The sequence below is a fragment of the Dietzia aerolata genome (genome assembly GCF_014144865.1).
In the GTDB taxonomy this organism is placed as follows: domain Bacteria; phylum Actinomycetota; class Actinomycetes; order Mycobacteriales; family Mycobacteriaceae; genus Dietzia; species Dietzia aerolata.
This window is the reverse complement of sequence record NZ_JAALDM010000136.1, coordinates 22,325-34,966: the sequence shown is the minus strand read 5'-3', so window position 1 is coordinate 34,966 and position 12,642 is coordinate 22,325. Positions and strand designations below refer to the sequence as shown.

The following is a 12,642-nucleotide window of genomic DNA, read 5'->3' as shown; positions in this document are numbered from 1 at the left end:
CCGCAGCCGTCGGGTCCGCAGCCGCAGCCCCCGTCGCCGTCCTCGTCGCGGCCGGCCTGCCAGATCGCCGCCGCGCGTGCCCCGGCCATCCCAGCCACGTTGAGCAGTGCGAATGAGACGACAATCGCGACGACGACGACGAGGACACCGATCCATCCGCCGATCAGACCCAGTGCCACCGTTCCGAGCAGGAGCGTCACGCCGGAGGCAATAAATGCGGGGCCGGCGGCCTTGTTGGCCGATTCCCATGCCTCCGGGGAGCGCCGGGTCTCGGGGGTGCGGACCCCGAGGATGCCGTTGCCGGGCAGCTTGCCGGTGAGGGCGAGAACGCCGGTGCCCCCGACGACGAGGGCGAGCCCCACGAGGACCACGACGACCACCACGAGCACAGCGTTCACGTCTACGAGGGTACGCCCGCGACCGCGGAAGTCCGAGTCGTGTCAGCTTCCCGCGAACCGGCACCGGGTGCCCCCTCGGCACGGCCCACCACCAGTGCGAGGAGCCGACCGAGCTCGCGCTTGTCGTCGTCGTCCAATCGGTCGAGAAATTCCCGGCGTACGGTCCGCACGTGGTCCGGTGCGGCCTTCTCGATCTCGCGCATGCCGTCCTCGGTGGTGGAGACGAATGCGCCGCGGCCGTCCTCGGGGCAGCTCGTCCGCTGCACGAGTCCGCGCTTGGTCATGCGGGTCACCTGGTGTGACACGCGGCTGCGCTCCCACTGGAGGCCGTCGGCGAGCGCGGTCATGCGCAGTGGGCCGTCGGCCTCGCTGAGGTGGACCAGAACCTCGAATTCGGGCTCGGTCAGGTCGGAGGATTGCTTGAGGTCGCGCTGGATCTCCAGGTGGAGGCGCCCCTCGAGCGTGAGGAAGTTGCGCCAGAGGGCGGTCTCCTCGTCATTGAGCCAATTCACCTGATCAGTCATGCGCCAATCATAGCCGGTAGTTGACATGGCACCTAGGAGGTGCGTAGAACTGTTTGACGTATCACGCACAACACGGTGACCGATCAGGTCGCCCGACAACTCAAAGGACATCGAATGACCACTACCTCCACCGCCAACGCCCCGACCACCCGCCCCGTCGCGGCGTCGGAGAGCAATCTCCTGCCCGTTCCCGCCGCCGTCCGCGACGCCGGGCTCCTCATCGCGCGGGTCCTGCTGGGCGTCGTGCTCCTGGTGCACGGCGGGCAGAAGCTGTTCGTCAACGGTGTCGAGGGCACCGGGGCGTTCTTTGCCTCCGTGGGCGTCCCCGCCGCCGAGGCCGCGGCCGCGTTCGCCGGAACCGTCGAGTTCGTGGGCGGCATCCTCCTGATCCTGGGCGCGCTCACGCAGCTCGTGGCCGTCCTCGTGCTCGTCAACATGGTCGGCGCGTACTTCTACGTCCACCAGGCCGCGGGCATCTACGCCGCCGACGGTGGCTGGGAGCTCATCGCCGTGATCGGACTGGCCGTCGCCGTGTTCGGGCTGGTCGGCCCCGGCCGCTTCAGCATCGACGCGCTGGTCGCCGGCCGTCGCGCCGCCAAGGCCTGACCCGACCGACCCCCTCATCGACAAGAGAGTTCTGCACACCCCGTTCTCGGGCAACGCGTGCAGAACTCTCTTGTCGTTTCTGGCGGGTGCCTGGCTGACGCTCTGCACTCCGCGCGCCCCGCACTCCGCACCTCCTGCACGCTGGCCATCCGCACGCTGACGCGGCCTCGTCGGTCCCAGGGTTTAGGCTGGACACGGCCTACGTGTGGGCACCGGCGAGACCAGGGAGAGCATTCGACGTGAGCAGCAGCGATCAGACCGTGACCGGCGATCAGTCCGAGACCGGACCGGCCTACCGTTACGGCGCGGCTCTGGCCGGCCAGATCGAATCCCGGTGGCAGGCCGAATGGGCTGAGCGCGGCACCTTCGAGGCGCCCAACCCGGTCGGTCCGCTCGCGGCCACCGATGGCGCCGAGCTGCCCGCCGACAAGCTGTTCGTGCAGGACATGTTCCCCTACCCCTCGGGCTCGGGCCTGCATGTCGGCCACCCGCTGGGCTACATCGCCACCGACGTGTTCGCGCGCTATAACCGGATGCTCGGCACCAACGTTCTCCACACTCTGGGCTACGACGCGTTCGGTCTGCCCGCCGAGCAGTACGCCGTGCAGACCGGCCAACACCCGCGCGTGACCACCGAGGCCAACATCGCCAACATGGAACGCCAGCTCGGGCGTCTCGGCCTGGGCCACGACCGCCGTCGCGTCGTGGCCACCACGGACACCGACTTCTACCGCTGGACCCAGTGGATCTTCCTCCAGATCCACGGCGCCTGGTACGACCCCGAGGCTCCCGCCCGCACGACCGACGGCGGCGAGCACCCGACCCGCACCGGCCGCGCCCGGCCCATCGCCGAGCTGCGCCAGCAGTTCGCCTCCGGTGACCGCCCGCTGCCCGCCGAATTCGTCGGCCGCACCTGGGCCGACCTCACGCCGGGTGAGCAGGAGACGGTGCTCGAGCCGCACCGGCTCGTGTACCTGTCGAACTCGATGGTCAACTGGTGCCCCGGCCTGGGCACCGTTCTGGCCAATGAGGAGGTCACCGCCGAGGGACGCTCCGAGCGCGGCAACTTCCCTGTCTTCCGTAAGAATCTGCGCCAGTGGATGATGCGGATCACCACCTACTCGGACCGGCTCATCGATGATCTGGACCGGCTCGACTGGACCGAGAAGGTCAAGTCGATGCAGCGCAACTGGATCGGACGCTCCCACGGTGCGCGCGTGCGATTCGCCGTGGGCGCCGAGTCGATCGAGGTCTTCACCACCCGGCCCGACACCCTGTTCGGCGCCACTTACATGGTGCTGTCGCCCGAGCATCCGCTGGTCGACGAGCTGGCCGGGCCGTTCTGGCCCGAACTGCCCGGTGGCGGCGAGCTCGACCCGCGCTGGACCGGCGGCCACTCCTCGCCCGCCACGGCCGTGAAGGAGTACCGGCGTCAGGCTGCTCAGAAGTCTGACCTGGAGCGCCAGGAGAACAAGGACAAGACCGGCGTCTTCACCGGCGCCTACGCGGTCAACCCGGTGAACGGGCAGCAGATCCCGGTGTTCGTGGCCGACTACGTGCTCATGGGCTACGGCACCGGCGCGATCATGGCCGTGCCCGCCCACGACGGCCGCGACCACGAGTTCGCCACCGCCTTCGGGCTGCCGATCACCCAGGTCGTGGCGCCCGCCGACGGCTCCGTGCTCGACGTCCGGGCCGAGGCCTACGCCGGCGACGGCGTGGCCGTGAACTCCACCAACTCCGAGGGACTGTCGCTCGACGGCCTCGGCGTGGACGAGGCCAAGACCGCCACCATCGACTGGCTCGAGGGCCAGGGCACCGGCGAGGGCACCGTCCAGTACAAGCTGCGCGACTGGCTGTTCGCCCGCCAGCGGTACTGGGGCGAGCCGTTCCCCGTGGTCTACGACTCCGACGGCGTCCCCCACGCGCTGCCCGACGACATGCTGCCCGTCGAGCTGCCCGAGGTCGAGGATTACCAGCCCGTCTCCTTCGATCCCGACGACGCCGACTCGGTGCCGTCCCCGCCGCTGGCCAAGGCCACGGACTGGATGACCGTCGAGCTCGACCTGGGCGACGGCCTGGGAAAGCGCACGTTCACCCGCGACGCCAACGTCATGCCGCAGTGGGCCGGCTCCAGCTGGTACCAGCTGCGCTACATCGACCCCACCAACTCCGAGCAGTTGTGCGCGCTGGAGAACGAACGCTACTGGACCGGACCGCGTCCCGAGATCCACGGCCCCGACGATCCGGGCGGTGTGGACCTCTACGTCGGTGGAGTCGAGCACGCCGTGCTGCACCTGCTCTACTCGCGCTTCTGGCACAAGGTCCTGTTCGACCTCGGCCACGTCACCAGCGAGGAGCCCTACCGGCGCCTGTACAACCAGGGCTACATCCAGGCATTCGCCTACACCGACTCCCGCGGCGTCTACGTGCCCGCGGACGAGGTCGTCGAACGGGACGGCAAGTACTTCTGGACCGACAGCTCCGCGGGTGCCGGCGCCGCCGAGATCGAGGTGACCCAGGAGTACGGGAAGATGGGCAAGTCGCTCAAGAACTCCGTCTCCCCGGACGAGATCTGCGACGCTTACGGTGCCGACACTCTACGGGTGTATGAGATGTCGATGGGCCCGCTGGACACCTCGCGTCCCTGGGCCACCAAGGACGTCGTGGGCGCGCATCGATTCCTGCAGCGGCTGTGGCGAGTGGTGGTGGACGAGTCGACCGGCGAGGTCCGGGTGACCGATGCGGAGCCTTCCGAGGACGTCCTCAAGGCACTGCACAAGGCGATCGCCGGTGTCCGCGATGACTTCGGCGGCCTTCGCGACAACACCGCGATCGCCAAGCTCATCGAGTACGTCAACTTCCTGACCAAGACCTACCCGACGGAGGGCCCGGGCGCGCCGCGGTCGGTTGTCGAGCCGCTCGTGCTCATGGCCGCGCCGGTGGCCCCGCACCTGGCGGAGGAGTTGTGGGCGAAGCTGGGCCACGACGGCTCGCTCGCGCATGGCCCCTTCCCGGAGGCCGACGAGTCCTACCTGGTCGAGGACTCCGTGGAGTACCCGGTGCAGATCAAGGGCAAGGTGCGCTCGCGGATCACCGTGCCGGCCGATGCCTCCCCGGCGGACGTCGAGGCCGCGGCCCTGGCGGACGCGAAGGTCCAGGAGCACCTCGGGGGCGCGGCACCGAAGAAGGTCATCGTGGTGCCCGGAAAGATGATCAACATCGTCCCCTGACGGGCAGCCGGCACCCGGCAGCCGCGCGCGACCTGGGTTGCGCGCCGTGTTCGTACGCGGGGCCCGGGGTTGCGCGCCGGGTGTGGGCCATTCCGGGCGCGCACCCTCCTCAGCCGACCTCGACGAACGCGATCGTCGACGTCCCCAGCAGGCATGCCGTGGTGAGCATCCACATCCCGTAGGTCGCGAACAGCCACGGCCGCCACCGGATGTGCCGCGACCACACCTTGTACGTCTTCCACCCGCAGATCACCGCCAGCACCAGTGACAGCAGGGTCGGGATCATCACGATCTCGATCCGATCCGCCGTCATGCACAGCCCGTCGACGTTGGAGCAGTCGTCGCCCACGCCGCCCACGATCACCAGGATGAGCACGATCGAGGCGACCACCGCGAGCGCGGACAGCACGAAGTAGCGCGTCGCCAGCGTGCCCTGACGCTCGTTGCGTTCGAGCCGTTCGAGGGGGTCCTCGAGCTCGTCAAAGTCGGCGGTGGCCACTGCTCACTCCTCGGCGAAGCCGTTGTGTCCGCCGGCTTCGGCGACCTCGTCGACGGTGGAGATCCCCAACTGCTCGTCGGTGACCGGGGGGAACAGGGGGCCGCCGCCGAACGCTCCGCGATGGGAAATAGGGGCGTTGTCGTCGTCGTTCCTCAGGTTTTTCTCCCGCCCGTACTCGGCGGTGATGACAGTGGAGCCGCTCATCGCGCCCAGGTCGGGGTCGTCCGTGAGCGCGTTGATGACGCGGCCGACGAACGTGGGGTCCTCGGCGCGGTCGAGCGGGAAGCCGTTGAAGTCGTCCATTCCCAGCGACAGGATGAGCTCGGTGCGGATCAGGCCGAGCCACAGCGACAGGGTGGCGACGCCGGTGCCGGCGAGCTCGTGCGCCATGTCGGAGGCCATCTTGTCGAGGGCGGTCTTGCTCATGCCGTAGAGGACCGTGTGGAACGGCGCGCGCGAGCCGAACGACGAGATGTTGATGATCAGGCCCGAGCCCTGCGGGACCATGATCTTGGCGGCCTCGACGGACGCGACGTAGTGCGCGCGCAGGCCGATGCCCATGAGCGCGTCCCAGTCGCCGGCGGGGCGTTCCCAGAACTTGCCGTTGAACCCCATGAAGCCCTTGGGGTTGGTCCAGACGTTGTTGACCAGGAGGTCGAGGCGGCCGGTGTCGGCGTGGATTTTTTCGACGACGACGACGATCTCCTCGTCCCGACCGTGGTCGCATTCCAGGGCCCGGATCTCGCCCGGAACCCCGTCGGCGGCGGCTGTATCCACGGTGGCCTGCAGGCGCTCGGCCGACCGTCCCGTCACATAGACGACCCATCCCGCCTCGGCGAGCGCGGTGGCCACGCCCTTGCCGACGCCGCGGCTGCCGCCGGTGACCAGGGCGACGCGGGGGGTTGTGCTCTCGTCGGTCACGAGTCTGCTCCTTCGGTGGCGGCTCCCGGGTGGGCGGAGACCTCGGGGTAGGTGATGGTCGCGTCGGCGAGGTCACGCGTGACGGACCAACCGGGCGTGAACAGGCACTCGGCCATGACCCAGCGGCCGTCCTCCACCACGTAGACGTCCGAGTATTCGCCGGTCGAGAGCGTTTCGGTGCCCTTCTCGCGGTCGATCTGGCGGAACTGCAGAGTCCAGGTCCCGGTGGCCCGGGTGGGCTCGCCGGCCCCGGTCCCAGAATCGCCCGAGCCCGGGTCCTCTACGTTGATAGAGGGCATAAATCCGTGGTGCATGTCGAGGATGCGGGGTCCGCCGTCCGAGGCGGTGGCCAGGGCGATCTGCTTAAAGATGCCGACCATCGTGTCCGGGTCGGTCCGGCCGAGGGGGCCGAAGTCGAGCTGCCCGCCGGTGGCCACGAAGCAGTCCCGGAAGCCGGCGGGATCCTTGGCGTCACATGCCCGCCAGTAGCGGTACTTGAGCTGCTCGATCGCCTCTCGGGCGCGGGCTTTGTCCTCGTAGTCCATACCGGCCACGTTAGCGTAGGGGGCATGAGCCGAACACTGGTTGAGTTGTCCGACCGCTGGGACCTGCAGGACCTCATGACGCGGTACGCGACCTGCATCGATTCGAAAGACTTCGACGGGCTGGACGAGGTGTTCACCCCGGACGCCCGGCTGAGCTTCGAGGCCTCCGGTGGGCCCGCCGACGCCTATCCGGCGGTGCGTGCGTGGCTGGCGGAGATGTTGCCGATCTTCGCCGCGACCCAGCACCTCATGGGCAACCTGGCGGTGACCCTCGACGGCGACTCCGCCACCGGCCGCTGCATGTGCTTCAACCCGATGGCGCTCAAGCCCACCACGGAGAAGGACCAGCAGGTCTTCTTCTACGGGCTCTGGTACGTGCTGGAGTTCGTGCGCACCGCAGGCGGCTGGCGGATCGCCTCGCTCACCCAGGAGCAGGCCTACCACCACAACCTGCCCTGAGGCATCTGCCGGCGTGATCGCGTCGGCGGGCGTGATTCACACCGTCCCGCACGAGCTCGGCGCGGGCAGGCCGAGGACCCGGTCCTTGAGATACTGGGCGCCGACGGTTCTCTCGGCGACCATGGGAATCCCGTGGTCCAGGACGAATCCCGGCGCGAGCGACGGGAACTCGGCGGTGTGCAACTGAACCGGGACGCCCTGGTCGCACCAGCTGCGGGTGAGGCCGACGGCGGTGTCATAGGGGATCACGTCGTCGTTGCGTCCGATCAGGACCATCGACGGCACGGCCGGCGCGCTGTCGCCCAGGTTGTAGCTCTCGATCACCGCGGCGATCTCCGGTTCGGAGCGGGCCACATCTGCCAGTGAGCGTCCGTCGACGGTGAACTCGGAGGTGCGGTACATGCCGTAGCTGAGGATCGTGTCGGGGATGCACTGCCCGGCGGTGGTGGCGAGCATCCGTCGCCCGGCGTCGTTGAGGTGGGCATCGAATACCGGGGCCAGGTGGGGATGGGACCGGATGATGCCGTTGATCGCATAGCCCACGGCGCCGGTGATCAGGCCGCCGTCGATGTGGTCGAGGGTGGCGAACATGTCCGACGGCGGGGCTCCGGCGACGATGCCCACCAGGTTAATGTCCGGGGCGTAGGTCGGATGGAGCTCACCGACTGCGCCGGCCGCGCCGCCACCCTGGGAGTATCCGGACGCGACGGCTGGGGAGTTGGGCTCGAGGTCCGTGCCGGGGAGCCGGAGGGCGGCGCGGGCGGCGTCGAGTGAGGTGCGCCCGGCCGACTCGCGGCTCAGGTAGGCGTGATGGCCGGGAGTGCCCAGTCCCTCGTAGTCGGGGACCACCACGGCGAAGCCCTGCTCGAGCATCGAGACCGCATCGAGCATGGTGTAGCCGGCGCCCATGGATGGCGGTGTGGTCTGGAGTCGCAGGCCGACCTCCATCGTCTTGGACGGCGCGCACTGGTCACCCTGGCCCTGCGTGCCGGGCGTGACGATCGCGAGCGGGCGGGGACCGGGCCCGGTCCACGGCATCTTGGGCTGCATATAGGTGCCGGTGACCGCGATCGGGTCGCCGGTGCTGCCGGTGGAGCGGTACATGATCCGCTGGGCGTCGGCCGGGAGCGCGCCGCCGCCTGCCAGGTCGGGAACACTCGGAAAGAGGTTCATCGGCTGGGAGCGGATCACGGTTCCGGACTCGGCGGGCAGCTCGGCCGGCGGGACGTAGAAGGCACTGTGATCCGGAGCGTTGGACGACCCCTGCGCGGCGGCCTGCGGCACGGACCCGGAGGAAATCACTGGAGTGAGGACGACGGCCAGGCCGAGAGTGACCGCTCCGACGGCGAGCCGCAGGGGCCTCGGGCGTGGGGCGCGGCGGCGGGTGGATGACTGCACGGAGGCTCCGGTTCGATAGTCGTTTCGGACACAATTCGCGACAACTGTCCAGAACGGTAGTCGTCACGGCCGGGTATTGGTGTTCTATATCACTATTGCAAGCGGCGGCTAAGGTGGTCGCGGCGAGATGGTTCTGCCGCCTGAACTGGGAAAAGTAGCGGCTGGTGGGTGAAGGCACGACGGTTTATCGGTGGCCTGTGTTGTAGGTCACTGATACGGTTGCTGTGTGCAGAACGACGTATTGATGTGCTGGCGGCGTAGTCCCGAGTGGATCCGCGCCGCCCGCTGCGCCATGCCCTAGCGCAAGCACTGCGACGGACCCGCCGGGTGACGGACGGGCCGTACCAGTATGTCGAGAGGCGGACCGCTCCGGAGCCCGGGTTCACACAGAGACCCTGAGGCCAGGACATTGCCGGGCCGCTTGTACCGAGGAGAGATCTCAGGTGACCGCAAGTCACACCACCACGAACACGCTCACGCTCCGGGACGATGACGTCCTGGTGAGTGCCCGCTCACTCGCTGAGTACGAGGACATGTTCGGCCTCGATCGCATGGACCTCGAACGCCGGATCGTGGATTGCCCCGGCGGCGCGGCGAGCGCGGTCGCGGAGATCAGCGCGGCCGGCGGATCCGCGATTGCGGTCGATCCCCAGTACGCGCGTGGCAGCGACGAGCTCCGGACCCGGATCCTCGATGACGTGGACCGTGCGGTGGCTCACCTGCAGCGCCGTGAGTTCGACTACGACTGGGACGTCCGGGGCGGCGTAGTGGGTCATGAGGAAAAGCGGCGAAGGGCCGCGGAGCAGATGCTCGACCATATGGAAGTCGCCCCCGAGCGGTACGTGGCCGGCGCCCTCCCGGACCTGCCGCTCGCCAGTGATTCGGCGGACCTGGTCCTGTGCTCGCATTTGCTGTTCACCTATGCCGACCGACTCGACATGGCAGACCATGTGGACGCGATCGTCGAGATGGCGCGCATTGCCCCGGAGGTGCGGATCTACCCGTTGGTCGACCATGCCGGCAATCCGTTGCCCGAGTTGGTGCGCAGCGTGATCGCCCGCCTCAAGAAGGAGCGGCTGACCAGCCGCATCGAGCCGGTGGTCCGGCCGTTCCAGCTTGCCGCCACCACCCGTCTGGTGGTGCAGCGCACCGGCAATCAACGCCCGTAGAGGTCGGGGTCGAAGTCGAAGTAGAGGTCGCGGAACGGGTCAGTCCGACTCGGCGGGTCCCAGGCGCAGGACCTCCTGCCCGGTGAACGGTGAAACCTCAGCCGCGGTAACCAACGGCTCGGGTCCGCCCACCTCGAGGGTCTGTCCGGGGACGAAGAGCGTGCCTGTTGCCAGCGTGTAGGACACCAGGTCGCACATCTGGGCGTACACGGCGGCGGGTGGTGCGGAGACGTCGAGTCGTTCGAGGTCCATCCGGCCGAAGCGACCCATGCCCGTGGTGTAGACGCAGGACGTGGACTCTGACTGCATACCCGCCCGCACCCCGACGAGCGCCGGTGCCGGTACGGGGTTGCCGGTCACGAGATCGCGATACGGTCCGGCCGGCAGGGTGACGGCCGCGCCGCCGACGCTCACGGCCACTGCGCCCGGCAGTGCGGTCAGTGCCGCCGACACGTTGGCCACGGCCAGTTCGCAGCGGAGCGTTTCCAGGCGGGGATCCAGGTATTCGGGGGCGGTCGGCTCGCCGTCGTCACCGATCGGTCCCCACCTGAACGCCGCAACCACCACCTGGGAGCGGTGAGTATCCACCACGGCTTCCTTGCCGCTCCACATCGCCAGGTCGGCGGTGTATTTCGATGCCTCTCCGTCGGCGACGGGCGAGTCGACCGCGGAGACGATCACAGTCGCGTCCTCGACGTGGACAGCGGTGGCCGGGTCCTCGTCGGTGCCGATCTCCACCTCGAAGGAGCCCTCGAAGATCTCCGCGAGCAGTTCGCCGATCTCGCGGTGATCGGGTGCCGGGCGGTCGAGGAGGACCAGCGCCATCGGAGTCTGTTTCCACGACAGGTCCTCGCCGGTCTGCGGATCGACGGTGGGGCCCGCGGCGGTGGCCGGATCAGGCTGATCGGCGTCGGACTGGCCGGGCTGACCGGGCTGCGGCGAATCACTCATTCCCCGAGGCTATCGCCTGCGGCGGCCGGCGGACCGCGATGTCCGCCGGCCATCCGTGATCAGTGGGTGAAGAAGTCGATCACCAGGCGCTCGAACTTGTCCTTTTGCTCGATCATGGCCCAGTGGCCACAGCGGGAGAAGGAGTGCAGTTCGGCCTTGGGCAGCTGGCGGAACGCGAAGTGGGCCTGCTCGTAGGGGAGCATGCGGTCGTCGCGACCCCAGATGAGCAGCGTCTCCTGCCGGATCTGTGAGGCGCGCGCGTACAGCGGGGTGTAGGCGTTCTCAGGCTTGAGGATCGAGCCGAAGATCGAGTACATGCGCTCGACGGCGCCGGGTGCGGTGGCGGCCTCGGTGCGGGCGCGGATCAGCTCGGGGGAGACGACCTTCTTGTTGCCGACCATGGTGTCGACCCAGGCACTCATCTTCTCGTCGGTCGGCTCGGCGAGGAACTCGAACAGGCGACGCGACCCCTCACTGGGCTCGGGGGTGAACAGGGGGGCGGCGAGGCCGCCGGGCCCCATGAGCGCCATCTTGCGGACGCGGTGCGGGTAGGCCAACGCGGTCTCGCAGGCCACGTTGCCGCCCATCGAGTTGCCCACGATGTCGACCTTCGCGATGCCCTTGGCCTCGCAGAACGCGTCGATCGCCTCGGCCGCGATCATCGGGTACGCCGTCTCCCACTCCAGGTCGGAGCTCTTTCCGAAGCCCGGCATGTCCAGCAGGATGGTGTGGAAACGCTCAGCGAACACGGGGAAGTTTCCGGCGAAGTTCGACCAGGCGGTGACCCCCGGTCCCGAGCCGTGGAGGAACAGGACGGGCACGGAGTTCTGCGGCTCGGCGTGGCTGGCCCCGCCGGCCTCGTGATAGTGCAGCTCGAAGCGGCCGGCGGTGATGGTCTTGCTGGTGGACTCGAAGTCGAGGGCGCTCATGACGCAAGGATACTAGAACACGTTCTAGGAATTGCTCGGTGTCGCAAAATGAAGTCAGCCGCGCGGGGAGTCCCTGAAACATCCCCGCGCGGCGATGTCGAGGACTCTACTAGAAAATTCTCAGGTGACAAGTCGATAACAATTATGACGCTCATCACATGAGTGACGCGTCCGCCACTCACATAGCCGCAGCATCGCCCCAGCGTCGTCGAGTATTTGTGTTGGACGCGCGTATCTACCCGGGTCTCACCCCATGATCCGCGCGAGGAACGCGGTGGCGTCCGGCGTCGCGGCGTACACGGTTCCGCTGTGGTCCTGGTCGGGGTAGACGCGGAACTCGAGCGGCTGGTGGTTGAGCGCCATCTCCGCCGCCAGTGACAGTGCGGACGGGGCGGGCACGTCCATGTCGAGCAGGCCCTGGCCGAGGAAGATGGGCCGGTCGTACCCGACGGCAGGCGTGCCCATGTAGCGCTGCAGCTTGCCAAAGACGTCCGGGATGTCCTTGAGCGGGCGCGCGAGGCCCTGCGAGACCTGGAAGCTTCCGACCTTCTCCCGCATCGCGGCGTAGCAGAGCGTCTCGGCGGCATCGACCATGTCGCGCCCGGCCGGCGTGAGCAGCGAGTTGATGTCCAGTTCGGGGTGCTGGTCGCGGAACCCGGCGAGAATGTACATCGCGTAGAGATTGAGTCCGGTGGGGAGGTTGACCGGCGGGAATCCGGGGCCGCCCCACTGGAAGATGTGCTCGATGTTGGCGGGCGCACCGGTGGCCACCACCCCGCGGTAGTCCAGCCCGGCGGGCGCGCCGAGGTCGGTGGCGAGCACGGCCGTGTTGAGCGCGGCGCCGGCGCCCTGCGACTGTCCGACCAACGCCCACGTCGGCGAAAGTGGCAGGTCAGAGCCATGCGCGGCGATCACGGAGTCGACGATCGCGCGCGCCGTCGCCGGGCCGTTGAGGTAGCTGAGCAGGCCGGGCGTGCCGAGCCCCACGTAGTCGGAGGCCACCACGGCGT

At 68.6% G+C, this 12,642-nt stretch carries 13 protein-coding genes; 4 read left to right on the top strand and 9 right to left on the bottom strand.

Annotation, left to right across the window (positions count from 1 at the left end):
- Together G6016_RS09200 and G6016_RS09195 are read right to left on the bottom strand one after the other, a co-directional pair.
- On the bottom strand, positions 1–398 hold a 398-nt coding region (locus G6016_RS09200), incomplete at its 3' end, for an SdpI family protein (RefSeq protein WP_182632374.1).
- 2 nt (positions 399–400) lie between these two features.
- The gene (locus tag G6016_RS09195) at positions 401–922 is read right to left on the bottom strand and encodes a MarR family winged helix-turn-helix transcriptional regulator (RefSeq protein WP_182632373.1); all 522 of its coding nucleotides are present in this window, start codon (positions 920–922) and stop codon (positions 401–403) included.
- 114 nt (positions 923–1,036) lie between these two features.
- On the opposite strand from G6016_RS09195, the gene G6016_RS09190 reads away from it, so the two are divergent.
- Entirely contained in the window at positions 1,037–1,528 is a 492-nt protein-coding gene (locus tag G6016_RS09190) for a DoxX family protein (RefSeq protein WP_182632372.1), read from the top strand.
- 239 nt (positions 1,529–1,767) lie between these two features.
- Complete coding sequence (locus tag G6016_RS09185) at positions 1,768–4,761, top strand: class I tRNA ligase family protein (protein WP_182632371.1); 2,994 nt, start codon at positions 1,768–1,770, stop codon at positions 4,759–4,761.
- A gap of 109 nt (positions 4,762–4,870) precedes the next feature.
- Here G6016_RS09185 and G6016_RS09180 read toward each other — a convergent pair whose 3' ends face one another.
- The 3 genes from G6016_RS09180 to G6016_RS09170 are packed head-to-tail and all read right to left on the bottom strand — an operon-like array spanning position 4,871 to position 6,726.
- A complete protein-coding gene (locus G6016_RS09180) occupies positions 4,871–5,260 on the bottom strand; it encodes a hypothetical protein (RefSeq protein ID WP_182632370.1) in 390 nt (129 codons plus the stop codon).
- A 3-nt stretch (positions 5,261–5,263) separates the two neighbouring features.
- Positions 5,264–6,181, bottom strand: a complete 918-nt coding sequence (locus G6016_RS09175) for an SDR family NAD(P)-dependent oxidoreductase (protein ID WP_182632369.1) — start codon at positions 6,179–6,181, stop codon at positions 5,264–5,266.
- A complete protein-coding gene (locus G6016_RS09170; protein WP_182632368.1) occupies positions 6,178–6,726 on the bottom strand; it encodes a nuclear transport factor 2 family protein in 549 nt (182 codons plus the stop codon). Before G6016_RS09170 ends, G6016_RS09175 begins: the two co-directional genes overlap by 4 nt.
- 24 nt (positions 6,727–6,750) lie before the next feature.
- On the opposite strand from G6016_RS09170, the gene G6016_RS09165 reads away from it, so the two are divergent.
- Positions 6,751–7,185 carry a nuclear transport factor 2 family protein gene (locus tag G6016_RS09165; RefSeq protein ID WP_182632367.1) on the top strand — a complete coding sequence of 145 codons (435 nt, stop codon included), beginning with the start codon at positions 6,751–6,753 and terminating at the stop codon, positions 7,183–7,185.
- A gap of 36 nt (positions 7,186–7,221) precedes the next feature.
- Here the strand turns inward: G6016_RS09165 and G6016_RS09160 are convergent, their stop codons facing one another.
- Entirely contained in the window at positions 7,222–8,487 is a 1,266-nt protein-coding gene (locus G6016_RS09160) for a lipase family protein (RefSeq protein WP_338403566.1), read from the bottom strand.
- A gap of 539 nt (positions 8,488–9,026) precedes the next feature.
- Here G6016_RS09160 and G6016_RS09155 point away from each other — a divergent pair.
- Positions 9,027–9,752 (top strand): hypothetical protein, encoded by a 726-nt coding sequence (locus tag G6016_RS09155; protein WP_182632366.1) that lies wholly within the window; start codon positions 9,027–9,029, stop codon positions 9,750–9,752.
- Positions 9,753–9,791: 39 nt separating this feature from the next.
- On the opposite strand, the gene G6016_RS09150 is transcribed toward G6016_RS09155, so the two are convergent.
- The 3 genes from G6016_RS09150 to G6016_RS17240 form a co-directional block, all read right to left on the bottom strand.
- Positions 9,792–10,703, bottom strand: coding sequence for a hypothetical protein (locus G6016_RS09150; protein ID WP_182632365.1), 912 nt, complete (start codon positions 10,701–10,703; stop codon positions 9,792–9,794).
- A gap of 59 nt (positions 10,704–10,762) precedes the next feature.
- Positions 10,763–11,632: an alpha/beta fold hydrolase gene (locus G6016_RS09145; RefSeq protein ID WP_182632364.1), complete on the bottom strand. Its 870-nt coding sequence runs from the start codon at positions 11,630–11,632 to the stop codon at positions 10,763–10,765.
- A 246-nt stretch (positions 11,633–11,878) separates the two neighbouring features.
- The coding region (locus G6016_RS17240) for a prolyl oligopeptidase family serine peptidase (RefSeq protein ID WP_241730016.1) at positions 11,879–12,642 on the bottom strand (764 nt) is incomplete at its 5' end.

Coding starts and splice junctions, on each gene's coding strand:
- G6016_RS09195 (WP_182632373.1), bottom strand. CDS start 922: ATGACTGATCAGGTGAATTGGCTCAATGACGAGGAGACCGCCCTCTGG.
- G6016_RS09190 (WP_182632372.1), top strand. CDS start 1,037: ATGACCACTACCTCCACCGCCAACGCCCCGACCACCCGCCCCGTCGCG.
- G6016_RS09170 (WP_182632368.1), bottom strand. CDS start 6,726: ATGGACTACGAGGACAAAGCCCGCGCCCGAGAGGCGATCGAGCAGCTC.
- G6016_RS09165 (WP_182632367.1), top strand. CDS start 6,751: ATGAGCCGAACACTGGTTGAGTTGTCCGACCGCTGGGACCTGCAGGAC.
- G6016_RS09150 (WP_182632365.1), bottom strand. CDS start 10,703: ATGAGTGATTCGCCGCAGCCCGGTCAGCCCGGCCAGTCCGACGCCGAT.
- G6016_RS09145 (WP_182632364.1), bottom strand. CDS start 11,632: ATGAGCGCCCTCGACTTCGAGTCCACCAGCAAGACCATCACCGCCGGC.